Below are 25,439 nucleotides of genomic sequence, written 5' to 3' on the forward strand. Positions count from 1 at the left end.
GGTCGTCCGTCAGCGCCGGTCTGCGGGCCGGTCGAACCGGGCGGCGCTGGCCCCGTCGGTCTGCACGCTCGCGTCGACCGCGCGGACCACGTCGCTGCCAAGCTCGGTGAGCCGCTGCCCGACACCCGCCCAGGCCCGCAACACGGTCTGCTCGAACCCTCGGTAGCTCCCCTCGAACGCGGCACCGATGTCGTCGCGGCCCCACGGTCGGGCACCGCTGGCGGCCTCGATCTCACCGCCCTCGGTCGCACGGCGGGCCGTCACCGCCTCGCCGGCCAACGCCAGGTCGACGCCTCCTCGGCGGGCCCGGAGCGGGTCGAGCCAGAGCTGACCACCGATCATGTCGGCCCCTCGCCCCGACCGAGCACGGCGTCGGCCCGGCCGAGCAGCGCGCCGTAGTCGCCGGTGCGCAGGAACTCCACCGACCCGGAACCGGCCGGCATGGTTTCGGCGACCAGCTCACGCGTGGCCTCGGTGGCGGCGGCCGTGGCGGCGCGAACCGTCTCGGTGATCTTGCTGCTGAGCGTCTCGGCGTTTCGGTCGCGGTAGACGGCCGGGTCCAGCTCGACGGCTATCAGCTCGCCCCGTGCACCCACCGTGGCGCTGACCTGCCCGTCGGCCGACCGTCGGGTCACCCGCAGCTCGGTGAGCCGACCCCGCAGACTGTCCAAACCGGACCTGAGCTGCTGGTACTGCCCGTACACGTCGTCGAATCGGGCCCGTAACTCGCGATTGGCGTCCCGGTCCAGGCGTTCGCTCACCGCCGCTCCTCCCGTCACCGTCGGTAGGGCAGACCATACCGGCCGCCACCGATCCGCGTAGTCCGGTAGTTTCGGTGCGTGATCGACCGTCAACAGGCCGAGCAGCTCGCGGCCACCTGGGCACGCCGAGACTCACAGCGACTCGGCTATGAGTGCACTCCGGTGATCGACGAATTCGACCTCGGGTACGTCATCGTGTCCGCTGTGCCCGTTCGGGAGCGGGCGCTGCCCGGTGACCTGCCAAGCACCGTGGTCGACAAGGCGACCGGCGCAGTGACCACCTGGCCGCGAGTGCCGACGGAGGTGGTGGCGGAGCTGTACCGGCGGAGCCGGCCGGAAGGGCCCGCGGCGCCCCGAACAGTCGAGCCGGAGAGTCTGCTGTTGCGGGAGATCCACCGGCTGCCCACCCCGGACACCGTCGCCCACCTGACCGTTCAGGGGCGGATCTGGACCGCCCAGGGCACGAAGGGGGAGGTTCCGCTTCGCCATCACCGGCTGGTCCAGGCGTACCTCGACAGGTTGCCGGCGGGCTCGCTGGTCCGCGGCGGTGAAGGGCACGCGGAGCTGATCGTCGTCTCCGACGTGCTGCACGAGTACGACCACCGGCGGGCCGCCGAGGGCATCGCCCCGATTGGTCCGGCCGAGGCCGCGACGCTGCTGGAGGACGCCCGGTTCGAGACCTTCCGGGTTCGTGAGCCCGGTGACCCGGCTGGGGGTCCGGCCGACCGCCCTTGCGATTCGTGCATCAACTTCCTGGTGCACGCCAACGTGTTGGAGTTGTCGGCCCGGGCGTTCTCGCAACCCTGGCAACCAGACTCGGAGCCCGATCCCGATCCTGGCCGTTTCCCACCGGACGTCGCCAACGCGCTGGTCGCCGCCGGGTGGCGACCGCACATCGGGGACCAGATCATGGCCGCCGCGGCCGTCCGGGACGTGACCGCCGTGCCCGGGAGGGTTCACCGGCACGCGGTCTTTCCCGCCGTCATGGAGACGCTTACCGCGTTCCCCAGCCTGGTCGGCGCGCGGCGCGGCCCGGGTGAGCAGGTGTGGATCTCCCGTTTCGACATCCGCCCGCACACGATGGCGCACACCGCCGACACTCTCGCGGATTTCGGCGCGGTGCTGGGCGTGCGGCTCTTTCCGATCGGCAGCGAGCAGCAGCACAGCATCCTGGCCGTGGACGAACGCGGCCGGATCTTCGCGCTCGATCAGGCCGGCGAATGGTTCCTCGGCGACACCATCGACGCCGCGCTGACCACGCTGCTGCTCGGCCGTGCACCCGCCCGGGTCGGCGACGACGGCACCTGGCAGACCACCTAGGGCACAGCGCGAGACCGACTGGAGCGCAGCGCGCAACCGTCTGAAGCGCAGCGCGAGACCCCCTACAGCGCGAGCCCGGTCAGCACCATGACCCGAGGCTCGGTGTAGTCGTCCATGGCGCTGCGCAGCCCCTCCCGGCCGACGCCGCTGCCCTTGACCCCGCCGTACGGCATCTGGTCGGCCCGGTAGGACGGCACGTCGCCGACGATCACCCCGCCCACCTGTAGGGACCGCGCGGCGGCGAAGGCCACGTCGAGGCGTCGGGTGAACACGCCCGCCTGCAATCCGTACGCCGAAACGTTGACCGCGGTGAACGCGGCCTGGTCGTCGGTGACCGGGGCGACCACCAGCACCGGCCCGAACACCTCTTCGGCCACGACCTTGGCGTCCGTCGGCACGCCGGTCAGCACGGTCGGGGGGTGGGTGGCGCCGTCGCGGGCGCCGCCCACCTCGACGGTGGCGCCGGCCGCGACCGCTTCGGCCACCCACGTCTCGACCCGGCGGGCCGCGTCCTCGGAGACCATCGGCCCCACGTCCGTCAGCTCGGAGGCGGGGTCCCCGGTGCGCAGCGCGCGCACCGCCGCCACCAGGCGGGGCAGGAAGTCGGACTTGAGCGTGTGGTGCACGTACACCCGCTGGACGGCGATGCACGACTGGCCGGCCTGGTAGTTGGCGAAGGTGGCGATGCGCTGCGCGGCGAAGCCCAGGTCCTCGTCGGAAGTCCAGTCGGCGCAGATCACCGCCGCCGCGTTGCCACCCAGCTCCAGCGTCACGTGTTTCTCCGGCACCTGCCGGCGGATGGCCGCGCCCACCGGCCCGGACCCGGTGAACGACACCACCGGCAGTCGGGGGTCGGTGACAAGCTCGGCGGCGCGGGAGTTGGGCAGCGGCAGGATCGAGAACATCCCGGCCGGCAGTTCGGTCTCGGCCAGCAACTCGCCGAGCAGCAGCGCCGACAGCGGGGTCGCCGGGGCCGGCTTGACGATGATGGGCGCGCCGACGGCGACGGCCGGTGCCACCTTGTGCGCGACCAGGTTGAGCGGAAAATTGAACGGGGAGATGCCCAGCACCGGTCCCTTCGGCACCCGCCGGACCAGCGCGATCCGGCCGTCGGCTGCCGGGTCGGTGTCGAGTCGTTGCAGTTCCCCGGAGAAGCGTCGGGCCTCCTCGGCGGCCCACCGGAAGGTGGACACTGCCCGCCCGACCTCCGCCCGCGCCCACTTCACGGGCTTGCCGTTCTCGGCGGTGATCAGTGCCGCGATCTCCTCGGCGCGTTCGGCGAGCCGCCGGGACACGTGGTCCAGGGCCGCCGCGCGGGCGTGCGCGGGCAGAGCCGCGGCCTGCGCGGCCACCCCGGCCGCGGCGGCGACAGCGGCTTCGACCTGGTCGGCCGTGGCGAGCGTGGTACGCCCCACCGGGCGACCGTCGTACGGGTGGTGGACGGTCAGCTCCCCCTCACCGGTGGCGGGGCGGGAGGCGACGAAGAAGGCGGTGGGATCCACGCCGAGCAGCGTAGACGAGGATGGACCCCACGGAAACAGTCGCCATAGCCCTTGTCTGCCGCGAATTCAGTAGCCAAGATGGCAGGAAGATTGCGATAACCGCCGCAGAACGCACCCCCCGGCCCCCCTCGGAGAGATCCCGCCATGAGTGACCAGCAGCAGCTGCGCAACTTCGTCAACGGCTCCTACGTCGACCCGGCCGACGGCGGTTACGCCGACCTCATCGACCCCTGCACGGGCGAGGTGTTCGCCCAGGCCCCGGTCTCCGGCGCCGCCGACGTGGACGCGGCGATGACGGCCGCCGCGACCGCGTTCGAGAGCTGGCGGGAGGTCACGCCGGCCGAGCGGCAGCGCGCGATGCTCAAGCTCGCCGACGCGGTGGAGGCCCGGGCGGCCGAGCTGGTCGACGCCGAGGTCCGCAACACCGGCAAGCCGCGTCAGCTCACCGCCGATGAGGAGCTGCCGCCAGCGGTGGACCAGTTCCGCTTCTTCGCCGGTGCCGCCCGGCTGCTGGAGGGGCGGTCCGCCGGGGAGTACCTGGCCGGGCACACCTCGTACGTGCGGCGTGAGCCGATCGGGGTCTGCGCCCAGGTCACGCCGTGGAACTACCCGCTCATGATGGCCGTCTGGAAGATCGCCCCGGCGCTCGCCGCCGGCAACACGGTGGTGCTCAAGCCGTCGGACACCACGCCGGTGTCGACGCTGCTGCTCGCCGAGATCGCCGCCGAGTTCTTTCCGCCGGGTGTGTTCAACGTGGTCTGCGGCGACCGGGACACCGGTCGTGCGCTCGTCTCGCACCCGACCCCGCAGCTGGTGTCGATAACCGGCTCGACCCGGGCGGGCATGGAGGTCGCCGCCGCGGCGGCTCCCGGCCTGAAGCGGACCCACCTGGAGCTGGGCGGCAAGGCCCCGGTGGTGATCTTCGATGACGCGGACGTGGCGGCGGCGGCCGAGGCGATCGCGGTGGGCGGCTACTTCAACGCGGGGCAGGACTGCACGGCGGCGACCCGCGTGCTGGCCGGCCCGGGCATCCACGACGACTTCGTGGCGGCGCTCGCCGAGCAGGCCCGCAGCACGAAGACCGGCGCTCCGGACGACGCCGACGTGCTCTACGGCCCGCTCAACAACGCCAACCAGTTGGCCCGGGTCAGCGGCTTCGTCGACCGGCTGCCCGACCACGCGGCGATCCAGAGCGGCGGGTCCCGGCAGGGCGAGCGCGGCTACTTCTACGCGCCGACCGTGGTCTCCGGGCTTCGCCAGGCCGACGAGATCGTCCAGGACGAGGTGTTCGGGCCGGTCATCACCGTGCAGCGCTTCTCTGACGAGGACGAGGCGGTGCGCTGGGCCAACGGCGTCGACTACGGCCTGTCGGCGTCGGTCTGGACCTCCGACCACGGGCGGGCGATGCGGATGACCCGACGGCTGGACTTCGGCTGCGTCTGGGTGAACACGCACATCCCGTTCGTCTCCGAGATGCCGCACGGCGGCTTCAAGCACTCCGGGCACGGCAAGGACCTGTCGGTCTACAGCCTGGAGGACTACACCCGGATCAAGCACGTCATGCACAACATCGGGGCCTGACCCGTGTCGTCGTCGGAGGAACTGCACAAGCGGCGCGGCACCGCGGTCGCCCGGGGCGTCGGAAGTGTCGTCAGCTCCTACGTGGACAGCGCCGGTGGCGGCACGATCACCGACGTCGACGGCCGGGAGTGGCTCGACTTCGCCGCCGGCATCGCGGTGACCAGCGTCGGCAACTCCGCACCGAAGGTGGTCGAGGCGGTACGCGCGCAGGTGCAACGGTTCACCCACACCTGCTTCATGGTCGCGCCGTACGAGTCGTACGTGGCGGTGTGCGAGCAGCTCAACACGCTGACACCGGGCGGGTTCGGTAAGCGCTCGGCGCTGTTCAACTCCGGTGCCGAGGCGGTGGAGAACGCCGTGAAGATCGCCCGGCACGCGACCGGGCGCCCGGCGGTGGTGGTCTTCGACCACGCGTACCACGGCCGGACCAACCTGACCATGGCGTTGACCGCGAAGAACATGCCGTACAAGCACCGGTTCGGGCCGTTCGCCGGGGAGATCTACCGGGTGCCGATGTCGTACCCGCTGCGCGACGGCGGGCTTCCCGGCGCGGAGGCGGCGGCCCGGGCGGTCGAGATGATCGACAAGCAGGTCGGCGGGGAGAACGTCGCCGCGCTGCTGATCGAGCCGATCCAGGGCGAGGGCGGATTCGTGGTACCCGCGCCGGGTTTCCTGCCCGCGTTGCGCGCCTGGGCGACGGCGGCTGGGGTGGTCCTCGTGGCCGACGAGATCCAGACCGGCTTCTGCCGCACCGGGGACTGGTTCGCCTGCCAGCACGAGGGCGTCGAGCCCGACCTGATCACCCTGGCCAAGGGCATCGCCGGCGGTCTGCCGCTGGCGGCGGTGACCGGGCGGGCCGAGCTGATGGACGCGGTGCACGTCGGCGGGTTGGGCGGCACCTACGGCGGCAACCCGATCGCCTGCGCGGCCGCGCTGGCCACCATCGAGACCATGCACGAGCTGGACCTGGCCGGCGCGGCCCGCCGGATCGAAGCCGTGCTGGCCCCCCGGTTGCGGGCCATCGCCGAGCGCGATCCCCGGATCGCCGAGGTACGCGGGCGGGGCGCGATGCTGGCCGTCGAGCTGGTGCAGCCCGGCACGCTCGTTCCCGATCCGGTCGGCACCGCGGCGGTCTCGGCGGCCTGTCACGCCGCCGGCCTGCTCACCCTGACCTGCGGCACGTACGGCAACGTGGTGCGCTTCCTGCCACCGCTGGTGATCTCCGACGCGCACCTCACCCGGGGCGCCGACATCCTCGACGCCGCCTTCGGCTGAGCGGTGGAGGGGCCCGCGAGGGCCCCTCCCGGCGTCAGCGCAGCACCTCGACGGTGTTGCGGCGTACCAGGTTCTTGCCCGGCTCACGGATCTGGTCCATCGCGGCGGCGTTGAGCAGCACGCAACTGCCCGACGGGCCGGTCACCGTCACCGTGGTCACCCGGTTGTTGTCCAGGTTGGTGACCCGCAGCCGGGTGCCCACCGGGAACTGCCCGCTGGTCGCCGCAGGCGCTCCGGCCTCGGCGAAGAAGGTGATGGCACCCTGGCAGGCCGAGCGGGGTGCCGGGCCGGGTGCGCCGGGTGACGCCACGCCGGGACGCACCGTGCCCGCCTCCGGCGGCGCGGCCGGTGGCGCGACGGTGCCGTCCAGCCGTTCCACCACGTTGCGGCGGACCACGTTCTTTCCCGGTTCCCGGACCAGTTCCATGGCCGCGGCGTTGAGCAGCACACAGCTACCCGACGGGCCGGTCACGGTCACCGTGGCCGCCCGGTTGTTGTCCAGGTTGGTGACCCGCAGCCGGGTGCCCACCGGGAAACGGTCGCTGGTCGCCGCCGGCGCACCGCCCTCCGCCGAGAAGGTGACCGAGCCCGAGCAGGCGGACCGGCCCGCCGGAGCGGTGCCGGCGAAGCCGAAACCGGTCCCCACCGCCACGCCCGCCGCGGCGAGCACCGCCACGGTCGCCGCCAGCACGTGCCTGCGCTGCACCCTCATCGCCGTCACTCCCGTCCTCGGTGGTGTCCTTCACCGCCTGGTACGGACGCCAGCGTCGTACCGTTCAGCCCCGAAAGCCGCGAGACCCCATGGTTGGCGATCGAGGGTGAGCTGCGTCACGATGGGGGCCGAGGAGGTCGCCCGATGGCTGACCCGTGGCTCGCCCTGGAATTCGGCGTCGATCCGGCGGAGCGGATCGCGCAGGTCGGCGCCGCCCACGAGGCCTTCCTCACCGCCGGCAGCGCGCCCCACCGGGTGCGGGAGGTGGTACGCCGCTCGTGGGAACGCTCCGCGCGGCTCGACCCGGAGGCCACCCCGCCGGTCGATCTGGTCGACGACGCGCTGGCAACCTATCGGGCCGCCCATCCACTGGCCCGGGTGCTGCCGCTGTTCCGAGACCTGCTCGGCGGCATCGCCCAGGACGGCGCGCACCTGATGGCGGTCTGCGACGCGTACGGGCGGCTGCTCTGGGTGGAGGGACACCCGGGGGTGCTCCGGCACGCCGAGCGGATGAACTTCGTGCCCGGCGCCCGCTGGGACGAGACGCACGCCGGCACCAACGCCCCCGGCACCGCGCTGGCCGTCGACCACTGCGTGCAGATCTTCGCCACCGAACACTTCAGCCGGCCGGTGCAACGCTGGACCTGCGCGGCCGCCCCGATCCACGACCCGGTCACCGGGCGGCTGCTCGGAGCGGTCGACATCACCGGCGGCGACCACCTCGCCAACCCGCACAGCCTGGCGTTGGTCCGGGCCACCGCCCGGGCCGCCGAGGCGCAACTCGCCGCCGGCCGGTCGGTCGAGCCGGGCGTCGCCGTCGTGACGGCGCTCGGCCGGGACGAGGCGGAGCTGCGACTCGACGGGCGGCGCATCCGGCTCGGCCGACGGCACAGCGAGCTGTTGGTGCTGCTGCTGCACCACCCCGAGGGCCGCACCGGTGAGCAGCTCGGCCTCGACCTGTACGGCGACGACCGACTGCACCCGGTTACCCTGCGCGCCGAGCTGTCCCGGCTGCGCCGGGTGCTCGGCCCCGAGTTGCTCGACTCCCGCCCGTACCGTCTGCGCGGCACCGTCCGCGCCGACTTCACCACCGTCGCCGAACGGCTGGACCAGGGCGATCCGGCGGGCGCGCTCGACGCGTACCCCGGGCCGTTGCTGCCCGGCTCCGACGCGCCAGGAGTGACGCGACTGCGCCGGCTGATCGACGGGCAGGTCCGCGCGGCCGTGCTGGCCGCCGGGGACCCGGCGCTGCTCGCGGCCTGGACCGCGACGCCCGCCGGCACCGACGACCTGACCGCGTGGCAGACCCTGGCGCGGGCACTACCGGCGGGCGCGCCACGTCGGCCACTCGCCCTCGACCGCATCGACCAGCTCGCCGGGGAGTACGCGTTGGAGCACGCAACCTTTCTGCAACGTCCGCGTAACTAGCCTTTCCGCCGTCATCCCCCATCGACGGCGGAGGTCACCATGACGCGCTACGACGCGCCCACCCACTGGCAGTCCCGTTACGACCACTACATCGGCGGCGAGTACGTCAAGCCGCACGGCGGCGCCTACTTCGAGAACCCCACCCCGGTCACCGGGCAGACCTTCACCGAGGTCGCCCGCGGCACCGCACCCGACGTGGAGAAGGCCCTGGACGCCGCGCACGGCGCCGCGGACGCCTGGGGGCGCACCTCGGTGGCGGAGCGGGCGCTGATCCTCAACCGGATCGCCGACCGCATGCAGGACAGCCTGGAGTCCCTCGCGATCGCCGAGAGCTGGGAGAACGGCAAGCCGATCCGGGAAACCCTGGCGGCCGACATTCCGCTCGCGATCGACCACTTCCGGTACTTCGCCGGAGCGATCCGCGCCCAGGAAGGCTCGCTCGGCGAGATCGACGACGACACCGTGGCGTACCACTTCCACGAGCCGCTCGGCGTGGTCGGGCAGATCATTCCGTGGAACTTCCCGATCCTGATGGCCACCTGGAAGCTGGCGCCCGCCCTGGCCGCCGGCAACACGGTCGTGCTCAAGCCCGCCGAGCAGACCCCGGCGTCCATCCACTACTGGCTGTCGCTGGTGGCGGACCTGCTCCCGCCGGGTGTGCTCAACATCGTCAACGGCTTCGGCGTGGAGGCCGGCAAGCCACTGGCGTCCTCGTCCCGGGTGGCCAAGGTCGCGTTCACCGGCGAGACCACCACCGGGCGGCTGATCATGCAGTACGCCAGCGAGAACATCAAACCAGTCACGCTGGAGCTGGGCGGCAAGAGCCCGAACATCTTCTTCGACGACGTCAGCGCCGCATCCGACGACTTCCTCGACAAGGCGCTGGAAGGCTTCACCATGTTCGCCCTCAACCAGGGCGAGGTCTGCACCTGCCCGTCGCGGGCGTTGATCCAGCAGGGCCACTACAGCGACTTCCTCGCCGCGGCGGTCTCCCGCACGCAGCAGATCGTGCAGGGACACCCGTTGGACACCGACACGATGATCGGGGCGCAGGCCTCCAACGACCAGTTGGAGAAGATCCTGTCCTACCTGGACATCGGTCGGCAGGAGGGCGCGAAGGTGCTGACCGGTGGCTCCCGAGCAGACCTGGGTGGTGACCTGTCCGGCGGGTACTACGTTGAGCCGACCATCTTCGAGGGCGACAACTCGATGCGGATCTTCCAGGAGGAGATCTTCGGGCCGGTGGTCTCGGTGACGTCCTTCGCCGACCTCGACGACGCCGTCAAGACCGCCAACGACACCCTGTACGGGTTGGGCGCGGGCGTGTGGACCCGGGACATGAACACCGCGTACCGGGCCGGCCGGGCAATCCAGGCCGGGCGGGTGTGGACCAACTGCTACCACGCGTACCCGGCGCACGCCGCGTTCGGCGGGTACAAGCAGTCCGGCATCGGCCGGGAGAACCACAAGATGATGCTGGAGCACTACCAGCAGACCAAGAACCTGCTGGTCAGCTACTCCACCAAGAAGCTCGGCTTCTTCTGATGACCGTCGTCTCCGTCACCCCCGCAGCGGCAGAGTTGCTCCGGTCGCTGCGGGGGCGGCACGGGCCGTTGATGTTCCACCAGTCCGGCGGCTGCTGCGACGGCAGCGCCCCGATGTGCTACCCGGCGGGCGAGTTCCGCACCGGCTCGTCGGACATCCTGCTCGCCTCGCTCGCGATCGACGAGGTGCCCGAGCCGGTCGAGTTCTGGATGTCGAAATCCCAGTGGGAGCTGTGGAAGCACACCCGGTTGACCGTCGACGTGGTGCCGGGTCGAGGTAGCGGCTTCTCCCTGGAAGCCCCCGACGGCCTGCGCTTCCTCATCCGCTCCCGCCTCGCCGCCTGACACCGACCGCATGTGCGGCGGCGCGACGGCATGCGGCGCGACGGCGACGGACGGCACCCACGCCAGACGCCACCCACGCCAGACGCCACGCGCCACCCGCGCCAGACGCCACGCGCCACCCGCGCCGGAGAGCGTGATGCCTCTGAGGCATTTTTATGCCTCAGAGGCATCACGCTCAAAAGTGGATCCGCTCCCGAACGGTGGCGACTCGGCGTTCCCGATGCAAGACGCGATGTCAGTCGCAGGCCGTCCCGTCGCCGTCGCGGTCCAGGTCGTAGATGTCGCTGCCGATCACCCTGATGGGTCCACTGACGTAGGCGGGGCCGTTACCGCTGCCGCCCGCGCAGTCGACGTCGCTGGCGATCGGGACGCAGCCGCTGTAGTTCGGGTCGCACGACGACTGCTTCCTGGTGCCGACGGCGACGACCTGGGTCACCGGCTGTTTCGTCACGGAGGACTTGACGAGCTTCCTGGCCGTCCGCACCCCGTCGGTGGTGGTCACCTCGTACGTCAGCGTCTGCACACCGTTGACGCCCCTTTTCCGGACGACCCGCTTGCCCTCGGCCAGGGACGAGTCCTTGACGGTCCGCTCGCCGTAGCGGACAACGGCCCGCTCCGTCTCGGTGGTCACCCGCACCACGGGCGACGGCGCCGCCCTTGACGGCGTCGGCGACAGCGAGGAGGTCGGCGATGGCGTGGAGGAGGGTTCTTCGGCGACCGGCGACGCGGCCTGCGGCGGAACCTCCTCGGACGGTTGGATGGGCGCCGCCGCGATGGGCTGCTGCGCCTGCTCGGCCGCGGTGCCGGTCCGGGCCGGCTCCGGCTCGCCGACCAGGGCACCGATGATCGCACTGCCGGCGCAGCAGAGCAGCAGGACCGACAGGGTCACCGAGCCGAGAATCATCGCGACCCGGCGGGCCGGGCTGGCTCGGCGGAACCAGTTGGGCGCGGCGGGCGGTGGGGGCGCGGGTGGTGGATGCATCGTCACGTCGATGAGTGTCGTCGCAAACACTCCGTGCAATATCAACCGTCGCGCTCGTGACCTGCGCCGTTCGCCGCACACTCGTGATCTTTGGTCGGGCGGCCAGCAACTACACGGTCCGATCGGGTGGGGCTGATCGTGGGGCCGGCCAGCGCATCAAAGCCGCAGAACGTCACCAAACGGCCTTGCATCCGCGAACGGACCGCAGTGTGCGAGAACGACTCGACACGCTGTCGGGTTCGCGTCACCGCGCAGGTCAGCGGGCGTCGAGGAGGGGTTGGCGGGGGTCCCATGACGGACCGCCGTCGGCGTCGCGGCGACGTCGGGCGATCGCGGACAGCGCCTCCAGGACAACGCGGTTTCCCAGGTACGCGGTGATGTCGGCGTGGTCGTACGGCGGGGCGACCTCGACCACGTCCACCCCGACCACGGGCAGCTCGTAACAGACGCGGCGTACGGCGTCGAGCAGTTGCCGGGAGGTCAGGCCACCCGGCTCGGGGGTGCCGGTGCCGGGCGCCATTCCGGGGTCGACGACGTCCACGTCGACCGAGAGGAACACCCCCTCGCACTCGTCGACGGCGATCGTGAACGCCTCGGTGAGGCACTCGTCCAGACCACGGGACACCAGCTCTGTCATCTCGTACGACCGCATCCGCTGCTCGGCCATCCACGACAGGATGTCCGGGCCCGGCCAGTAGCCACGCAGCCCGATCTGGAGGAACCTGTCCCCGCGTACCGCGCCGGACTCGATGAGGCGCCGCATCGGCTGGCCGTGCCCCTGCAACGAGCCGAACTCGACCTCGCCGGTGTCGGCGTGCGCGTCGAAGTGCACAAGCGACACCCGGCCGTGCCCGTGCTGTCGTGCCACGCCGGTGGCGTCGGGCAGCGCTATGGAGTGGTCGCCGCCGAGCACCACGGGGATGGCGCCGGCGGACGACGCGGCGTAGACCGCTGCTTCCAGGGCGGCCAGCGACTTCTCGATGTCGCCGGAGAACATCTCGACGTCGCCGGCGTCGTACACCCGCAGGTCGCGGAGTGCGTCGACGCGCAGCGCGAGCGACGGGCGGGAGCCGTCCTGGGCCAGGTAGCAGGCCTGGCGGATCGCCGACGGCCCGAACCGGGTGCCGGGCCGGTGCGAGGTGCCGCCGTCGAACGGCGCCCCGATGATCACGATGTCGGCGTCGGCGTACGACCCCGGGTCGTCGAGCGTGCACCGGTCCACCCCGAGGAAGGTGATGTCCGGGCCGTACATGGTGCCGTAGCGGCTCATCGCTCCTCCATACCCCACGGTGATCCGTAGTCGCCGAGCAGGTCGAGGAAGGGTACCGGGGGCAGCGCCTCCGGGCCGAGCACCCCGACGCCGGACCAGGCGCCGGTGGCGAGCAGTTCCAGCGCCACCACCGGGTTGACCGCGGTCTGCCAGACCACCGCCTGGTGGCCGTACTCCCGCATCGACCACTCGTTGTCGACCACGTGGTACAGGTACACGCGGCGGGATCCACCGCCCTTGTCGAGGCCGGTCACGTACGTGCCGGCGCAGGTCTTGCCGCGCATCCGGTCACCGAGGGTCGCCGGGTCGGGCAGACAGGCCGCGACAACATCGCGGGGCGACACCTCGACGCCGCGCACCCGGACCGGCGTGACGGCGTCCAGGCCGAGCTTGTGCAGCGTCTTGAGCACCTCGATGAACTCGTCGCCGAGGCCGTACTTGAAGGTGACCCGCCGGGCACGGACCCAACGCGGGATGAGCAGCACCTCCTCGTGCTCGACGTTCACGCACTCGACCGGCCCGATGCCCTCCGGAAAGTGGAAGACCTCCGGCTCACTGAACGGCTCGGTGGTGTACCAACCACGGTCGGCCTCCCAGACCACCGGCGGGTTGAGGCACTCCTCGATCGTGGTCCAGATGGAGAACGAGGGCGCGAAGTCGTAGCCGTCGACGGTGAGGTTCGCGCCGTCCCGCACGCCGATCTCGTTTATCTCGCCGAACAGCTCGTCGGCGGCGTACCGGGCGAACACGTCGGACAGGCCCGGTTCGACGCCGATGCCGCACAGCGCCAACCGACCGGCCGACGACCACGCGTCGGACCGGGCGAACTGGTGGTCGCCGAGCTTCACCCCGGTCTCGGCGTACGGACGGGACGGATGCGGGTGGGACAGCGACATCGCCATGTCGAGGTAGTCCGCACCGGCGGCTAACGCGCCCTCGAAGATCGGCAGAACGAAGCGGGGATCGACGGCGTTGAGCACGTGGGTGATCCGGTGTTCCCGGCACAGCGCGGCGACCGCGTCGGCCGTCGAGGCGTCCACCCGGGCGGCGACGAAGCGGTCACCGTGGCCGGCGACCGCGCGCTCGGACCGTGCCGGGTCGTGGTCGGCGACCACCATGGTCTCGAAGAAGGAACGCCGGGCGGCGATGGCGACGGCGGCGGAGCCGACGCCACCGGCGCCGACGAGCAGGACACGCATCAGGAATCCATCCCCACACCGAAGTTGGCACGGCGGGACCGCCGGCCGCGCAGCGAGCTGAGCCCGACGAGCAGCAGCGCGATGGCGAACATCGCGGTGCCGATGACGTTGACCTGCGGTGGGATGCCCCGCTGGGCAGCGCCCCAGACGTACATCGGGAACGTGACGGTGGTGCCGGCGTTGAAGTTCGTGATGATGAAGTCGTCGAAGCTCAACGAGAAGGCCAACAACGCGGCGGCCACGATGCCGGGTAGCACCAGCGGCAGGGTGATCCGCCGGAAGGTCTGCCACTCGCTGGCGTACAGGTCCATGGCGGCCTCCTCCAGCCGCCGGTCCATTCCGGCCAGCCGTGCCTTCACGGTGACCACCACGAACGACACGCAGAACATCACGTGCGCGATGACGATGGTCCAGAAGCCCTGCGGCACCCCGGCCGAGACGAAGAGCGCCAGCAGCGAGGTGCCCATCACCAGCTCCGGGGTGGCCATCGGCAGAAAGATCAGCACGTTGATGCCGGACCGGCCGCGGAACCGGTGCCGGACCAGGGCGAACGCCATCAGGGTACCGAGCACCGTGGCGACCACGGTGGCGAGAAAGCCGATCTGCACGCTCCGGACGACCGCGTCGCACATGTCGGAGGTGGCGCACGGCTGCCGCCAGTTGTCCAGGGTGAACTCGTTGAAGTCGTACGACAGTCGGCTCGACGGGCGGTTGAACGACAGCCCGGCCACCACCAGGATCGGCAGCGCCAGGTAGCCGAGCACCAGCAGCGCCACGATCATCACCCAGCGGTCGGCCAGCCAACGGGAAACCCTCATCTAGAGCACCTCCTCCGTGCCGGCCCTGCGCAGGTAACCGAAGACCACGGCGAGGATCGCGGCCATCAGCAGGAACGACAGCGCGGCACCCTGCGGGTAGTCCAACCGGACCAGGAACGCCGAGTCGATGACGTTGCCGATCATGTATTCGTTCGGGGTGCCGAGCAGCTCCGCATTGATGTAGTCGCCGCTGGCCGGAATGAAGAACAGCAGCGTGCCGGCGATCAGGCCGGGCATCGACAGCGGCAGGGTCACCCGGCGGAACGCCTGCACCCCGCTGGCGTAGAGGTCGCTGGCCGCCTCCAGCAGCCGGTAGTCCAACCGTTCCAGGCTCGCGTACAGCGGCAGCACCAGAAACGGCAGGAAGTTGTACGTCAGTCCGAGCACCACCGCGAACGGAGTGGCCAGCAGACGGCCGTCCGGGGCGAGGAGGTGCACGTCGCGCAGCAGGCCGACCAGCGCGCCGTTGTCCGACAGGATCGTCTTCCACGCCAACGTGCGGACGAGGAAGCTGGTGAACATCGGCGCGACCACGCAGACCAGCAGCAGGTTCTTCCAGCGGCCGGCCTTCTGCGCGATCGCGTACGCCAGCGGGTAGCCCAGCAGCAGCGCCAGCACCAGGGCCAGACCGGCGTAGCCGAACGAGCGCAGGAACTGCGGCCAGTACGCCTGCAGCACGTCCGGGTAGTTGCCGAACGCCCAGGTCATCGCATATCCGGTGGAGAGCGAGCCGCTGGGGTCGTACAGGCTGGCCGAGGCGAGCTGCAGCAGCGGCACGCCGAAGAACACCAGCAGCCAGGCCGCACCGGGCAGCAGGAGCAGGTACGGCAGCAGCCGGTACCGCCCGGACCGGGCTGCCGACGGAGCGGGTGGCGGTTGCCCCGATCCGGTGGGCACCTGGGACAGGAGGGTCACGACGAGGTTCCCACCGGCTCGTCGAGCACCGGCGAGGTCAGATCCGTGTCGGCGGCGTCCCGGTGGAGCAGGAAGGCGTGCCGCGGATCCCAGTACGCCACCGCCTCGCTGCCGACCGGGATCTGCGTCGTCGCTCCGCTGTTGGCCGCGAAGACCGACAGTTCGGTGCCCCAGCCGGTACGCAGCAGGTACTGCGTGCTGACTCCCACGTAGGAGGCGTCGGTGACCAGTCCGGTGACGTGCTGGTGCCCCGCGGGCACCTGGTCGGCCGAGCCGACCAGATGGAGTTTCTCCGGGCGTACCCCCAGGTGGACCGGACCCCGGTCGGCCCGGGAGCGGCCGACGGGGACCGAGAAGCGCGCGCCGTGCGCCGTCACGGCGACCTCGCCGCCGCCGCTGCCGTCGGCCTCGCCAGCGAGCAGATTGGACTGGCCGAGGAAGTTCGCCACGAACGCGGTGGTCGGGAACTCGTAGAGTTCGGCCGGCGCGCCGAGCTGCTCGATCCGGCCGGCGTTCATCACCGCCACGGTGTCGGCCATGGTCATGGCCTCCTCCTGGTCGTGCGTGACGTGCACGAAGGTGATGCCGACCTCGGTCTGGATCCGCTTCAGCTCGATCTGCATCTGCCGGCGCAGCTTCAGGTCGAGTGCGCCCAGCGGCTCGTCGAGCAGCAGCACCTGCGGCTCGTTGATCAGCGCGCGGGCCAGCGCGACCCGTTGCTGCTGGCCGCCGGAGAGCTGGGCTGGCCGGCGGTTGCCGAAGTCGGCGAGCTGTACCAGCGACAGCATTCGCCGGACCTGGTCCTCGACTGACCGGATGCCACGACGACGCAGCCCGAAGGCCACGTTCTCGAAGATGTTCAGGTGCGGGAAGAGCGCGTAGCTCTGGAAGACGGTGTTGACCGGGCGCTTGTACGGCCGCAGCCGGGTGATGTCCCGGTCGCCGAGCAGCACCTGACCGCTGGTGGGCTCCTCCAGACCCGCGATCATCCGCAGTGTGGTGGTCTTGCCGCAGCCGGACGCGCCGAGCAGGGCGAAGAACGAGCCCTGCGCAATGGTCAGGCTGAGGTCGTCGACGGCGGTGAAGATGCCGAACCGCTTGGTGATGTTGGCCAGGCGCAGATCGCCGGCGGGTGTCTCGCGCGCCATCGCCGTCACGCTCCGATAACCTGCTGGAACTTGCCCTCGTACTCCTTCTCCTGCTTCTCGTCCAGAGCCATGAACACCTTGGACTTCGCCAGCAGCGCGTCGTCCGGAAAGATCAGCGGGTTGGCGGCCAACTCCGGATCGATCTTCTCCATCTCGGCCTGGGCGCCCTTGACCGGACAGATGTAGTTGACGAACGCCGCGACTTTCGCGGCCACCGCCGGCTCGTAGTAGTAGTTGATCAGCGCCTCGGCGTTGCCCTTGTGACTGGCCTTGTTGGGGACCATCATGTTGTCGCTGAACAGCATCACGCCGGAGTCGGGCGCCACGAACCGCACCTTGGAGTTCTCACTGGCGAGCTGGATGACGTCCCCGGACCAGCCGACGCACGCGGCGATGTCGCCCTTGGCCAGGTCGGGTGCGTAGTCGTTGCCGGTGAACTTGCGGATCTGCCCGGAGTCGACGGCCTTCTTGAGCTTGGCGAGCGCGTCGTCGAACTGGGCTGGCGTGAAGTTGGCCGGGTCGTGCCCGCCTGCTCCGAGCAGCAGGCCCATCGTGTCGCGCATCTCGCTGAGCGCGGTCACCTTGCCCTTGAGGTCGGGACGGGTGAGCAGCTCGTCGACGGTGCGCACCTCCTTGGTGACGGTGCCGTTGAACGCCAGCCCCGCGAGGCCGGACTGCCACGGGATCGAGATCCGGTTCTCACTGTCGAAGGAGCGCTTGAGCAGGGACGGGAGCAGGTTGGCCTGGACGTTCGGGATCTTCGCCGGGTCGAGCTTCTGGATCCAGCCGAGCCGGATCATCCGGGCCGCCATCCAGTCGGTCAGCACGATGATGTCCCGGTCGGTGCTCTGGCAGGCCGCGAGCTGGTTCTGCACCTTGCCGAAGAACTCGTTGTTGTCGTTGACGTCCTCGGTGTACGTGACCTGGATGCCGCTCCTGCTGATGAACCCGTCCAGGCTGGGCCGCTTGGACGCGTCCTTGTCGTCCACGTCCATGTACTGCGGCCAGTTGGAGAAGGCAAGCTTCTTCTCGGTGCCGGAGAGGTCCTCGCTGACGCAGCCGGCCTCGGTCTGCTGCGCACCCTTGGTGCCGCAGCCGGCGAGGCTGCCACCAGCGGCGAGCAACGCGGCCGAACCGAGGGTGCCGGTGAGCAGTCCACGCCGGGTGAGGGGCCGAGGGGGAGTACGCATGACGACTCCTAGGGGGTGGGGTCATCGTCGGCGGGCGGAAATCCGGTGGCGCGCCGGCGGAAGGGGCAGGGCCATGGACGACTGATCCTGACATGGGGTGACCTTCCTTACAAGGGATTCCGTTGCGTGAATAGCGATTCACGACGAAATACGCCAGACTGCGCGGGGATACACGCGCGACATCACGATTCAGGACATGGGGAGCGGACAATGACGAATCGGCAGCTCGATAACGGCAACGGCGGCCGACGTGTCGCTGTCCGTGACGGTGCCAATCACGCTCTGCTGGACGACGTGGCCAAGCAGATCATCGAACAGCTCCAGGAGGACGGCCGCCGGCCGTACGCCACCATCGGCAAGGCGGTCGGGCTGTCGGAGGCGGCGGTCCGCCAACGGGTGCAGCGGCTCCTCGACTCCGGCGTGATGCAGATCGTCGCGGTGACCGATCCGCTCCAGCTCGGTTTTCCCCGCCAGGCCATGATCGGCCTACGCACCGACGGAGACCTGGAGGTGGTCGCGGACCGGCTGGCAGAGTTGGACGAGGTCGACTACGTCGTGATCACCGCGGGGTCGTTCGACCTGCTCACCGAGGTCGTCTGCCGCAACGACGACCACCTGCTGGAGATCCTGCAACGACTGCGCGCGGTGCCCGGGGTGCTCTCCACCGAGGCGTTCGTCTATCTCAAGCTGCGCAAGCAGACCTACACCTGGGGTACGGCCTGACCGTCGCGCAGGTGGCCGACGAAGGACGTCCAGGCGGTCGGCGTGAAGGTCAGGGTGCCACCGTCGCGGTCCTTGCTGTCGCGCACCAGCACCCGGCCGGGCAGATTGTCGGCCACCTCGACACAGGCTCCGCCGTTGTTGCTGCTGCGGGTCGCGGTGCGCCAGCGGGCGTCGGTCATGTCCATGTCGTGGCCACTTCCCTGATCAGCTCGATCGATCGGCGTCGGGGGAACGCCTCACCGGTGACGCTCTCCCACCTGCGTCCCAGGCTAGCGATGTCGATGGGATCGGTCACGACCTGACCACGGAGCTGGTTGTCGAGATACGCCAATTCCGTCCCGTCCGGCAGGCGGCCCAGCACGAACGGCCCGGCCAGGCCGGTGTGCCACGGGCTTTCCGACGGGATCACCCGGACCTGCACGTGTTCCCACTCGGCGACCGCTGCCAGGTGGGCCAACTGCCCGGCCATCACGGCGGGGTCGCCGACCAGCCGGCGCAGCACCACCTCGTCGATCACCGCCACCAGCTGCGGTGGGGCATCGCGGCCGAGGACCGCCTGCCGCTCGAGACGGCCCGCGACGATCGAGTCCACCTCGGACGGTGCGACGAGCCCACCGGTGCCCAGCACCGCACGGGCGTATCCCTCCGTTTGGAGCAGACCCGGCACCAACAGCGGCTCGTACCACCGAATGCCGGTGGCGTCCTGTTCGAGCTCCGCCCAGGGCCGGAACCACGGCAGGTCGCGGCGGCGGAACGGCTCGGGCCAGAGGTCGGCCGCGTTCCGGTGCAGGACGCCGGCCACCGCGACCCGGGTACGCGAATGCGGGATGCGCCCCGCGGCGAGCCACCGCGCCGCCGTCTTCGGGTCGACGCGGACCTTCTCGGCCAGCGACTCGACCGTCTCCCCCGCCTCGGCCATCGCCACCCGCAACGCCTCGTTCGCCACCGGATCCTCCCGCCGTTGACAGGTGCCGAGGCAGACGAGCCGGATCCTCCGCCCACCAGGCGCACTGCGACTCCGTTCGATGCACGCTGCGGCGGACGATAGCCACGCTGAGTGTCGGTGTCTGCCGCCTACCGGCGTGTTGCGGTGGGACGTGTTGCCACCCGTCCCAGGACGCCCTACAACCGCCCCCAGGGTGTCCCGCCAGCGTCCCGAAGCCCGGCTTTCCACAGTTGATCCACTCGAATGCGCCCGATGTCGCGGCATCAGCCACCCATGGACAGCGCACCATCAACGATTCGGGGTGACTCGGGGCGGCAACCGAGGGAGGCGCCACCACTTGTGCGGGCCCTTTGGAGTTGATGTCGCAAACGATTCAGCCGACAGCAAGCCCTGTCGCGCGCCGCCACACAAGTCCGCGCACCGGTCACACAAGGCCGCGCTCCCCACGAAGGCGCTCGCCCGGTCACGCAGGGCGTGTGCCCGCCACGCAAAACCTGCGCCTGTTACACCTGTGCGCCGGCACCGCCTGGCTAGCGCCCGTCACGCCTGACCAAGCGCCGGCCACGCCGCCGACGTCGGTCCGGGCCGCGACCCCGGCTGGGCAGCCCATGATGTCGCAAACGACTCAGCTCCAAAGGCAACCAACCACACACCGCCGACTCCCACCGGCGTCCGTTCGAGGCAAATGGCGGCAGTGCGGAATCCGTTGCTTACCAGTTAACTACGCGCTAAATCCGTCGCAGGCAACCCGTCACACCACTGATACCACTTGCCTCGGAGCCCAACACTGTGCGATAACCGTGGGCAGTGCGGCCGGCCTCACCCCTTGGACCGGCCCGACGACCGATGGGGCTCACATGGCCAACGCCACCGACCACCTCTGGATGCACTTCACCCGGATGGCGAGCTACTCCGCCGGGGAGGTGCCGACCATCGTGCGCGGCGAAGGCGCGTACGTGTGGGATGCGCAGGGTCGCCGCTACCTGGACGGGCTTGCTGGGCTGTTCGTCGTCAACGCCGGCCACGGCCGCACCGAGCTGGCCGAGGCTGCCGCCAAGCAGGCCGGTGAGCTGGCATATTTCCCGCTCTGGTCGTACGCCCACCCGAAGGCTGTCGAGCTGGCCGAGAAGATCGCCACGCTCACCCCCGGCGACCTGAACCGGGTCTTCTTCACCACCGGCGGCTCGGAGGCCGTCGAGGCGGCGTGGAAGCTGGCCCGGGCCTTCTTCAAGCGCACCGGCCAGCCCAACAAGTACAAGGTGATCAGCCGGTACATCGCCTACCACGGCACCTCGATGGGCGCCCTGTCGATCACCGGTCTGCCCGGCATCAAGAGCGACTTCGAGCCGCTGGTTCCCGGCGCGATCAAGGTGCCGAACACCAACTTCTACCGAGCGCCGGAGCACGGCGACGACGCCGAGGCGTTCGGCCGCTGGGCAGCCGACGAGATCGGTCGGGCCATCGAGCGGGAGGGGCCGGACACGGTCGCCGCGGTCTTCCTGGAGCCGGTGCAGAACTCCGGCGGGTGCTTCCCACCCCCGCCCGGCTACTTCGAGCGGGTGCGGGAGATCTGCGACGCGTACGACGTGCTGCTGGTCTCCGACGAGGTCATCTGCTCGTGGGGACGGCTCGGCGAATACTTCGGCGCCGTGCGCTACGGCTACCAGCCGGACATCATCACCACCGCCAAGGGCATCACCTCCGGGTACGCCCCGCTCGGCGCGATGATCGCCAGCGACCGGTTGATGGAGCCCTTCCTCACCGAGACCGGCATGTTCGCGCACGGGGTGACCTTCGGTGGTCACCCGGTGTCCTGCGCGGTGGCGCTGGCCAACCTGGAGGTCTTCGCCCGCGAGGACCTGGTCGGGCACGTACGGGCCAACGAGGACGCCTTCCGGGCGACCCTGGAGAAGCTGTACGACCTGCCGATCGTCGGCGACGTGCGAGGCGACGGCTACTTCTACGGCATCGAACTGGTCAAGGACAAGACGACCCGGGAGACGTTCGACGAGGCCGAGTCGGAGCGCCTGCTGCGCGGTTTCCTGTCCACGGCGCTGTTCCAGGCCGGGCTCTACTGCCGGGCCGACGACCGGGGCGACCCCGTCGTGCAGCTCGCCCCGCCGCTGATCGCCGAGCAGCAGCACTTCGACGAGATCGAGCAGATCCTGCGCACGGTGCTCACCGAGGCATGGGCTCGACTCTGAGCCGCACCTGAGGCTCTTGGTCGACAGGGCGGAACGGGTGCCCGGGGACGGCTCAGTGGTTGGGGGGGATCACGCGGAGGTGACCACGACGGCCGGTCTGGTGAGGGTTCTCGTGGTGCTGGTCGTCCGTCGGGGGGCGAGGCGCCGGGCGGGCGGCCTCGCGGACCGCCTCGGCCAGTGCGACAAGGTCGTCGGTGGTGGGCGGCGGCGGCTCGAACTCGCCCTCGTGCCGCACCACGTCCCAGCCCCGCGGCGCGGTCAGGCTGCGGGCGTGCTGCTCGCAGAGGTCGTACGTGTGCGGCTCGGCGAACGCCGCCAGCGGACCCACCACCGCTGTCGACTCGTTGTAGACATAGGTCAATGTGGCGACCGCTTGCCGGGGGCAGGCGTTACGGGAGCAGCGCCGTGGTGACCTCACGGCGGCAGGGTATCTCCATTACCGGGTCCGGCGCACTGCTTCGCGTTGCGACACGCCCGTTGTGGTGATCACACTCCGTCGGTGCCGCCGCGCCGCGCCATTGGATCGGCGCTGCTGCTGGCCAGGCCGACGCGGGCGCTACCCTTTGCCTCATGACGAGCCCGGAACACCGCCGCCCCGGCTCCGGCCGGCGTGCGCACCGCGACCGGCACGGACGCGGCCTGCGCGGGCGGTTGGTGCCGGCCACGGTGCCGTTGGCGCGGACCAAGGCGGAGGTCTTCGACGACCTTGTCCTGGACACCGTCGAGACGCTGGAACGTCGCTTCGCCAAGGAGTTGGCCGGCGTCGAGTTCGCGGTCGAGGACGTCCCACCAGATCTGAACGTCTACGACTCCGACGTGCTGGAGGACGGCGAGGTCCCGTTGGCGCGGCTGCTGCCGGGCCGGCCCGGCCGACAGGAGGTGCCGCCGCGGATCGTGTTGTACCGACGGCCCCTGGAATTCCGGGCGATGGATCGCGAGGACCTCGCCGACCTGGTGCATGACGTGATCATCGAACAGGTGGCGAACCTGCTCGGGGTCGACCCCGACGAGCTGGCCTGAGCCGAGCCCGTGCGGGCGAGCCGGGCGGCCCCCACCGCCCCGACCCGACACCGCTCAGGCGGCCCGCCGCTTCAACTTGCGCCGCTCCCGCTCGGAGAGCCCACCCCAGATGCCGAACCGCTCGTCGTGACCGAGAGCGTATTCGAGACACTCGGTCTTGACCTCGCACCGCGAGCAGATCCGCTTCGCCTCGCGGGTCGAGCCGCCCTTCTCGGGAAAGAACGCCTCGGGGTCGGTCTGCGAGCACAGCGCCCGCTCCTGCCACTCCGGCGCGTTTCCGAGCAGGTCGGCCACCTCAAGCTGGCCGTCCATCAAATGCCTCCTTGTCGCGCACCGGCGTCATCGCCGCTGCAACCCCCCACGCGAAAGGCGTGCTTGTCCGTCCGGTCCCGTTTTGTTGCGTTCCGTGCGAACAACCCCATTCAAATTACACGCGTGTAATGCGTGCGCCGTCAAGCCAAACTTGATAATGGAGTCGCTCTCCCGACACCCCCGGGCGGCCACTGGGGCCGTCCAGCCTCGCAACCTGCCCTATCGATTCAGACCCCGGCCGAGTAACGCCCTCTCCGGCGAGTTGCCCGACTTTTCTGCCGTGGCGCTCCCGCGGCAACCCCTCGCCACGGCGCTGCCACAGCCGCCGGTCGCCCCCCTCCACAAAGCTGATCTTGGTGGGGCACAGGTTAACGCGGTACGGCCCGGACCGCCCACCGAGTAGCCGGCACCACTCGCGCCCCGCCCACAATGTGGACGGGGCGCGCGGTCAGGAACACCTCACCGGGTCAGCCGACAGTCGAACAACCCCTGCTCGGCCACGCGAACTCGGCTATCGCTCCACCATGGACGGAAATCGTTCCGACCGACGTCTCCGCGTCCCACCAGACGGTATACGTGCCGGCGGGCAGATCGGGGTAGACCGCAGTGTGGAACGACCCGTCCCGCACCCGACGTTCCCGCACCGCCGAGTGGGTCCGCCGGTCAGCGCCCCGGCTGATCTCGATTTCCTTGCCGTGCAGATCCCGACCCGTGTAGACGATGAGGGCTCCGGTCTCGCCACCCAGATCGAGAACGACACTCCCGGTCTCGGACGGGCCGTACGCGTGCTCGTGCATCCGCTGCTCCCCCTCGCCGGTCAGGCCGCCACCGGCGGGTTGTTGAACCCGTCGTACGGCGTACCCAGGTAGGGGAAGTTCCCGAGGAACGGGGCGGTCACATCGGCGGCGCTCAGCCCCGGCGTGAGCGCGGCGGCCGCCGCGTCCGGGCGGAACGCCTTGTCCACCAGCGGCACGGTCAACCCGGCGATCGCCCGCAGCGCGATGCTCACCACGTCGTCGGCGACCCGCCGCCCGTTAGGGAAGCCGGCCAGGTCCCCACCGAGCACACCGAACCGGTCGGGACGCCTCGTCGGTGGGATCGCGGTGTTCAGCCGCAGCATGTCGGCCTGCACGTCCCCGGTGGTGTTGGTGAAGCCGTCGATCAGCCCGGCCGGGACGCCGGTGAGCAGGATCGCCACCAGGTCGGCGCGGGCCTTCTTGGACTTGTTGAGCGCGTCCAGGTTGGGAAAGACGTCCGGATAGAGCGCCGGCAGCAGTGCCGCCAACTCCGGCTGCTCGACGAACCGGGCGAACCGCTTGTCCTCGGTGGGCGGCAGCGAGTTCCACAGGTCCTTCTTGGACATCGGCACGATGACCTCGTTGAACAGCGGATTGCCCAGCCGCGATACCTGGATGAACGGGCCGGTGGCGGTGTCGGCGGCAGCCCGGTCACCGAGCACCCGGACCTGACGGCGGGACGCCGTCGTCCAGACCCCGATCACGGACGCCCGGTCGGCCGCGCCGTAGCGGTTGGCGCGCCGACGAACCCGGCTCAACGGCACCTGCACCGCGATGCTGTGCACGTTCATCCGGTCGGTCGCGTTGACCGGCTCCCCCTCGGCCTTGAAGATCTTCTTGCCGGCCACGTGCAGCTGCTGGAACGGCCGCAGCGTGCCGAGGTCGAAGATCGCCCCCAGGTCGACGAAGAAGCCGTCGGCGCGTTGCCCGGCGAAGACCCGCTCCCCCGTGGAGAGCGAGTAGGTGGCCTGCCGAACGAGGTCGGCGTACTTCGGGGTGGAGAGCGGGCCGACGTTGCAGGGCGGGCAGGGCAGCTTGTGCGCCAGCCGGTGCTCCCGGCCGTCGGCCACCCGGGTCAGGCTGTAGAACTGCCGCCGGTTCCAGTTCCTGCTGTCCAACGAGTCGATCGGGCCGGTGTTGTAGAGAAAACTGTTCGGATTGGTGATCTCGGTGGTGAATTCGAACCGGTAGGTGACATCCGGGTGGCCGTCGCCGTCGTTGTCGATATGGATCTCGTAGCGCACGTCGTCGCCGAACTCGAAGAAGTTCGGCCCCCCGGAGGGGAGCTGCAACGGCACGTAGTTGGCGATGAGCGTGATCGAGTCGGGCTTGTCGGGGCTGACGAACGCGTACAGGTCGGAGCTGTCGGCGACCGGATCCTTGGCTATCTCCGGAGCCTCGCGGTGGGAAGACATGACGGACCAACCTCACTGGGCGGGGACAGGGG

26 protein-coding genes are annotated in these 25,439 nt (G+C 70.4%); 9 read left to right on the forward strand and 17 right to left on the reverse strand.

The window, feature by feature from the left end:
* Positions 1-9: 9 nt before the first annotated feature.
* Positions 10-342, reverse strand: a complete 333-nt coding sequence (locus ACLJN9_RS04175) for a hypothetical protein (protein ID WP_410809671.1) — start codon at positions 340-342, stop codon at positions 10-12.
* Entirely contained in the window at positions 339-761 is a 423-nt protein-coding gene (locus ACLJN9_RS04180) for a YbaB/EbfC family nucleoid-associated protein (RefSeq protein ID WP_410809672.1), read from the reverse strand. Before ACLJN9_RS04180 ends, ACLJN9_RS04175 begins: the two co-directional genes overlap by 4 nt.
* A 78-nt stretch (positions 762-839) precedes the next feature.
* Between ACLJN9_RS04180 and ACLJN9_RS04185 the strand changes: the two genes are divergently transcribed.
* Complete coding sequence (locus ACLJN9_RS04185) at positions 840-2,081, forward strand: SUKH-3 domain-containing protein (protein WP_410809673.1); 1,242 nt, start codon at positions 840-842, stop codon at positions 2,079-2,081.
* 62 nt (positions 2,082-2,143) lie between these two features.
* Here ACLJN9_RS04185 and ACLJN9_RS04190 read toward each other — a convergent pair whose 3' ends face one another.
* Positions 2,144-3,583, reverse strand: a complete 1,440-nt coding sequence (locus ACLJN9_RS04190; protein WP_410809674.1) for an aldehyde dehydrogenase family protein — start codon at positions 3,581-3,583, stop codon at positions 2,144-2,146.
* 144 nt (positions 3,584-3,727) lie between these two features.
* Here ACLJN9_RS04190 and ACLJN9_RS04195 point away from each other — a divergent pair, with 144 nt between their 5' ends.
* Positions 3,728-5,164 carry a gamma-aminobutyraldehyde dehydrogenase gene (locus ACLJN9_RS04195; RefSeq protein WP_410809675.1) on the forward strand — a complete coding sequence of 479 codons (1,437 nt, stop codon included), beginning with the start codon at positions 3,728-3,730 and terminating at the stop codon, positions 5,162-5,164.
* 3 nt (positions 5,165-5,167) lie between these two features.
* Positions 5,168-6,439 (forward strand): 4-aminobutyrate--2-oxoglutarate transaminase, encoded by a 1,272-nt coding sequence (gene gabT, locus ACLJN9_RS04200; protein ID WP_410809676.1) that lies wholly within the window; start codon positions 5,168-5,170, stop codon positions 6,437-6,439.
* A gap of 34 nt (positions 6,440-6,473) precedes the next feature.
* Here the strand turns inward: gabT and ACLJN9_RS04205 are convergent, their stop codons facing one another.
* Positions 6,474-7,151, reverse strand: a complete 678-nt coding sequence (locus ACLJN9_RS04205) for a hypothetical protein (RefSeq protein WP_410809677.1) — start codon at positions 7,149-7,151, stop codon at positions 6,474-6,476.
* 144 nt (positions 7,152-7,295) lie between these two features.
* On the opposite strand from ACLJN9_RS04205, the gene ACLJN9_RS04210 reads away from it, so the two are divergent.
* From ACLJN9_RS04210 to ACLJN9_RS04220, 3 genes are read left to right on the forward strand one after another with little or no spacing between them, the layout of a single operon-like run.
* Positions 7,296-8,579 (forward strand): GAF domain-containing protein, encoded by a 1,284-nt coding sequence (locus ACLJN9_RS04210; RefSeq protein WP_410809678.1) that lies wholly within the window; start codon positions 7,296-7,298, stop codon positions 8,577-8,579.
* A 39-nt stretch (positions 8,580-8,618) separates the two neighbouring features.
* Entirely contained in the window at positions 8,619-10,124 is a 1,506-nt protein-coding gene (gene adh, locus ACLJN9_RS04215) for an aldehyde dehydrogenase (protein ID WP_410809679.1), read from the forward strand.
* Positions 10,124-10,468 (forward strand): DUF779 domain-containing protein, encoded by a 345-nt coding sequence (locus ACLJN9_RS04220; RefSeq protein WP_410809680.1) that lies wholly within the window; start codon positions 10,124-10,126, stop codon positions 10,466-10,468. Before adh ends, ACLJN9_RS04220 begins: the two co-directional genes overlap by 1 nt.
* A 235-nt stretch (positions 10,469-10,703) precedes the next feature.
* Here the strand turns inward: ACLJN9_RS04220 and ACLJN9_RS04225 are convergent, their stop codons facing one another.
* From ACLJN9_RS04225 to ACLJN9_RS04255, 7 genes are all read right to left on the reverse strand, one after another.
* A complete protein-coding gene (locus tag ACLJN9_RS04225) occupies positions 10,704-11,450 on the reverse strand; it encodes a G5 domain-containing protein (protein ID WP_410810188.1) in 747 nt (248 codons plus the stop codon).
* A 256-nt stretch (positions 11,451-11,706) separates the two neighbouring features.
* Complete coding sequence (speB, locus tag ACLJN9_RS04230) at positions 11,707-12,720, reverse strand: agmatinase (protein ID WP_410809681.1); 1,014 nt, start codon at positions 12,718-12,720, stop codon at positions 11,707-11,709.
* Entirely contained in the window at positions 12,717-13,919 is a 1,203-nt protein-coding gene (locus tag ACLJN9_RS04235) for a saccharopine dehydrogenase family protein (protein WP_410809682.1), read from the reverse strand. The genes speB and ACLJN9_RS04235 overlap by 4 nt, the downstream gene beginning before the upstream one ends.
* Positions 13,919-14,737: an ABC transporter permease gene (locus ACLJN9_RS04240; protein ID WP_410809684.1), complete on the reverse strand. Its 819-nt coding sequence runs from the start codon at positions 14,735-14,737 to the stop codon at positions 13,919-13,921. Before ACLJN9_RS04240 ends, ACLJN9_RS04235 begins: the two co-directional genes overlap by 1 nt.
* Positions 14,738-15,652, reverse strand: coding sequence for an ABC transporter permease (locus ACLJN9_RS04245; RefSeq protein WP_410809685.1), 915 nt, complete (start codon positions 15,650-15,652; stop codon positions 14,738-14,740). It lies immediately after the preceding gene.
* Complete coding sequence (locus ACLJN9_RS04250; RefSeq protein ID WP_410809686.1) at positions 15,649-16,800, reverse strand: ABC transporter ATP-binding protein; 1,152 nt, start codon at positions 16,798-16,800, stop codon at positions 15,649-15,651. Before ACLJN9_RS04250 ends, ACLJN9_RS04245 begins: the two co-directional genes overlap by 4 nt.
* Before the next feature lie 5 nt (positions 16,801-16,805).
* On the reverse strand, positions 16,806-17,990 hold the full coding sequence (locus ACLJN9_RS04255) for an extracellular solute-binding protein (protein WP_410809687.1): 1,185 nt from the start codon (positions 17,988-17,990) through the stop codon (positions 16,806-16,808).
* A gap of 210 nt (positions 17,991-18,200) precedes the next feature.
* Between ACLJN9_RS04255 and ACLJN9_RS04260 the strand changes: the two genes are divergently transcribed.
* Positions 18,201-18,713, forward strand: coding sequence for an Lrp/AsnC family transcriptional regulator (locus tag ACLJN9_RS04260; protein ID WP_410809688.1), 513 nt, complete (start codon positions 18,201-18,203; stop codon positions 18,711-18,713).
* On the opposite strand, the gene ACLJN9_RS04265 is transcribed toward ACLJN9_RS04260, so the two are convergent.
* Together ACLJN9_RS04265 and ACLJN9_RS04270 are read right to left on the reverse strand one after the other, a co-directional pair.
* Positions 18,692-18,898 (reverse strand): DUF397 domain-containing protein, encoded by a 207-nt coding sequence (locus tag ACLJN9_RS04265; RefSeq protein ID WP_410809689.1) that lies wholly within the window; start codon positions 18,896-18,898, stop codon positions 18,692-18,694. The two genes, ACLJN9_RS04260 and ACLJN9_RS04265, sit on opposite strands and share 22 nt — an antisense overlap.
* Positions 18,889-19,632: a Scr1 family TA system antitoxin-like transcriptional regulator gene (locus tag ACLJN9_RS04270; RefSeq protein ID WP_410810189.1), complete on the reverse strand. Its 744-nt coding sequence runs from the start codon at positions 19,630-19,632 to the stop codon at positions 18,889-18,891. Before ACLJN9_RS04270 ends, ACLJN9_RS04265 begins: the two co-directional genes overlap by 10 nt.
* A gap of 884 nt (positions 19,633-20,516) precedes the next feature.
* Between ACLJN9_RS04270 and ACLJN9_RS04275 the strand changes: the two genes are divergently transcribed.
* On the forward strand, positions 20,517-21,863 hold the full coding sequence (locus ACLJN9_RS04275) for an aspartate aminotransferase family protein (protein ID WP_410809690.1): 1,347 nt from the start codon (positions 20,517-20,519) through the stop codon (positions 21,861-21,863).
* A gap of 52 nt (positions 21,864-21,915) precedes the next feature.
* Here the strand turns inward: ACLJN9_RS04275 and ACLJN9_RS04280 are convergent, their stop codons facing one another.
* Positions 21,916-22,281 carry a DUF3499 domain-containing protein gene (locus tag ACLJN9_RS04280; protein WP_410809691.1) on the reverse strand — a complete coding sequence of 122 codons (366 nt, stop codon included), beginning with the start codon at positions 22,279-22,281 and terminating at the stop codon, positions 21,916-21,918.
* 152 nt (positions 22,282-22,433) lie between these two features.
* On the opposite strand from ACLJN9_RS04280, the gene ACLJN9_RS04285 reads away from it, so the two are divergent.
* The gene (locus tag ACLJN9_RS04285) at positions 22,434-22,883 is read left to right on the forward strand and encodes a metallopeptidase family protein (RefSeq protein WP_074316962.1); all 450 of its coding nucleotides are present in this window, start codon (positions 22,434-22,436) and stop codon (positions 22,881-22,883) included.
* A gap of 54 nt (positions 22,884-22,937) precedes the next feature.
* On the opposite strand, the gene ACLJN9_RS04290 is transcribed toward ACLJN9_RS04285, so the two are convergent.
* The 3 genes from ACLJN9_RS04290 to ACLJN9_RS04300 all read right to left on the reverse strand — a co-directional run bounded on the left by ACLJN9_RS04290 (position 22,938) and on the right by ACLJN9_RS04300 (position 25,407).
* Positions 22,938-23,195, reverse strand: a complete 258-nt coding sequence (locus ACLJN9_RS04290; RefSeq protein WP_007455784.1) for a WhiB family transcriptional regulator — start codon at positions 23,193-23,195, stop codon at positions 22,938-22,940.
* A 467-nt stretch (positions 23,196-23,662) separates the two neighbouring features.
* On the reverse strand, positions 23,663-23,992 hold the full coding sequence (locus ACLJN9_RS04295; RefSeq protein WP_410809692.1) for a phospholipase: 330 nt from the start codon (positions 23,990-23,992) through the stop codon (positions 23,663-23,665).
* Between the two features lie 20 nt (positions 23,993-24,012).
* On the reverse strand, positions 24,013-25,407 hold the full coding sequence (locus tag ACLJN9_RS04300; protein WP_410809693.1) for a DUF4331 domain-containing protein: 1,395 nt from the start codon (positions 25,405-25,407) through the stop codon (positions 24,013-24,015).
* Positions 25,408-25,439 lie beyond the last annotated feature (32 nt).

The sequence above is a fragment of the Micromonospora sp. 067-2 genome (assembly GCF_046549295.1).
In the GTDB taxonomy this organism is placed as follows: Bacteria; Actinomycetota; Actinomycetes; order Mycobacteriales; family Micromonosporaceae; genus Micromonospora.

Bases quoted from the DNA above. Each gene is read 5' to 3' on its own strand.
- ACLJN9_RS04195 (WP_410809675.1), top strand. From the start codon at position 3,728: ATGAGTGACCAGCAGCAGCTGCGCAACTTCGTCAACGGCTCCTACGTC.
- ACLJN9_RS04205 (WP_410809677.1), bottom strand. From the start codon at position 7,151: ATGAGGGTGCAGCGCAGGCACGTGCTGGCGGCGACCGTGGCGGTGCTC.
- ACLJN9_RS04300 (WP_410809693.1), bottom strand. From the start codon at position 25,407: ATGTCTTCCCACCGCGAGGCTCCGGAGATAGCCAAGGATCCGGTCGCC.
- adh (WP_410809679.1), top strand. From the start codon at position 8,619: ATGACGCGCTACGACGCGCCCACCCACTGGCAGTCCCGTTACGACCAC.
- ACLJN9_RS04260 (WP_410809688.1), top strand. From the start codon at position 18,201: ATGACGAATCGGCAGCTCGATAACGGCAACGGCGGCCGACGTGTCGCT.
- ACLJN9_RS04225 (WP_410810188.1), bottom strand. From the start codon at position 11,450: ATGCATCCACCACCCGCGCCCCCACCGCCCGCCGCGCCCAACTGGTTC.
- ACLJN9_RS04220 (WP_410809680.1), top strand. From the start codon at position 10,124: ATGACCGTCGTCTCCGTCACCCCCGCAGCGGCAGAGTTGCTCCGGTCG.
- ACLJN9_RS04275 (WP_410809690.1), top strand. From the start codon at position 20,517: ATGGCCAACGCCACCGACCACCTCTGGATGCACTTCACCCGGATGGCG.
- ACLJN9_RS04290 (WP_007455784.1), bottom strand. From the start codon at position 23,195: ATGGACGGCCAGCTTGAGGTGGCCGACCTGCTCGGAAACGCGCCGGAG.
- ACLJN9_RS04255 (WP_410809687.1), bottom strand. From the start codon at position 17,990: ATGCGTACTCCCCCTCGGCCCCTCACCCGGCGTGGACTGCTCACCGGC.
- ACLJN9_RS04295 (WP_410809692.1), bottom strand. From the start codon at position 23,992: ATGCACGAGCACGCGTACGGCCCGTCCGAGACCGGGAGTGTCGTTCTC.
- ACLJN9_RS04250 (WP_410809686.1), bottom strand. From the start codon at position 16,800: ATGGCGCGCGAGACACCCGCCGGCGATCTGCGCCTGGCCAACATCACC.
- speB (WP_410809681.1), bottom strand. From the start codon at position 12,720: ATGAGCCGCTACGGCACCATGTACGGCCCGGACATCACCTTCCTCGGG.
- ACLJN9_RS04265 (WP_410809689.1), bottom strand. From the start codon at position 18,898: ATGGACATGACCGACGCCCGCTGGCGCACCGCGACCCGCAGCAGCAAC.
- ACLJN9_RS04210 (WP_410809678.1), top strand. From the start codon at position 7,296: ATGGCTGACCCGTGGCTCGCCCTGGAATTCGGCGTCGATCCGGCGGAG.
- ACLJN9_RS04240 (WP_410809684.1), bottom strand. From the start codon at position 14,737: ATGAGGGTTTCCCGTTGGCTGGCCGACCGCTGGGTGATGATCGTGGCG.
- ACLJN9_RS04235 (WP_410809682.1), bottom strand. From the start codon at position 13,919: ATGCGTGTCCTGCTCGTCGGCGCCGGTGGCGTCGGCTCCGCCGCCGTC.
- ACLJN9_RS04175 (WP_410809671.1), bottom strand. From the start codon at position 342: ATGATCGGTGGTCAGCTCTGGCTCGACCCGCTCCGGGCCCGCCGAGGA.
- ACLJN9_RS04270 (WP_410810189.1), bottom strand. From the start codon at position 19,632: ATGGCCGAGGCGGGGGAGACGGTCGAGTCGCTGGCCGAGAAGGTCCGC.
- ACLJN9_RS04285 (WP_074316962.1), top strand. From the start codon at position 22,434: ATGACGAGCCCGGAACACCGCCGCCCCGGCTCCGGCCGGCGTGCGCAC.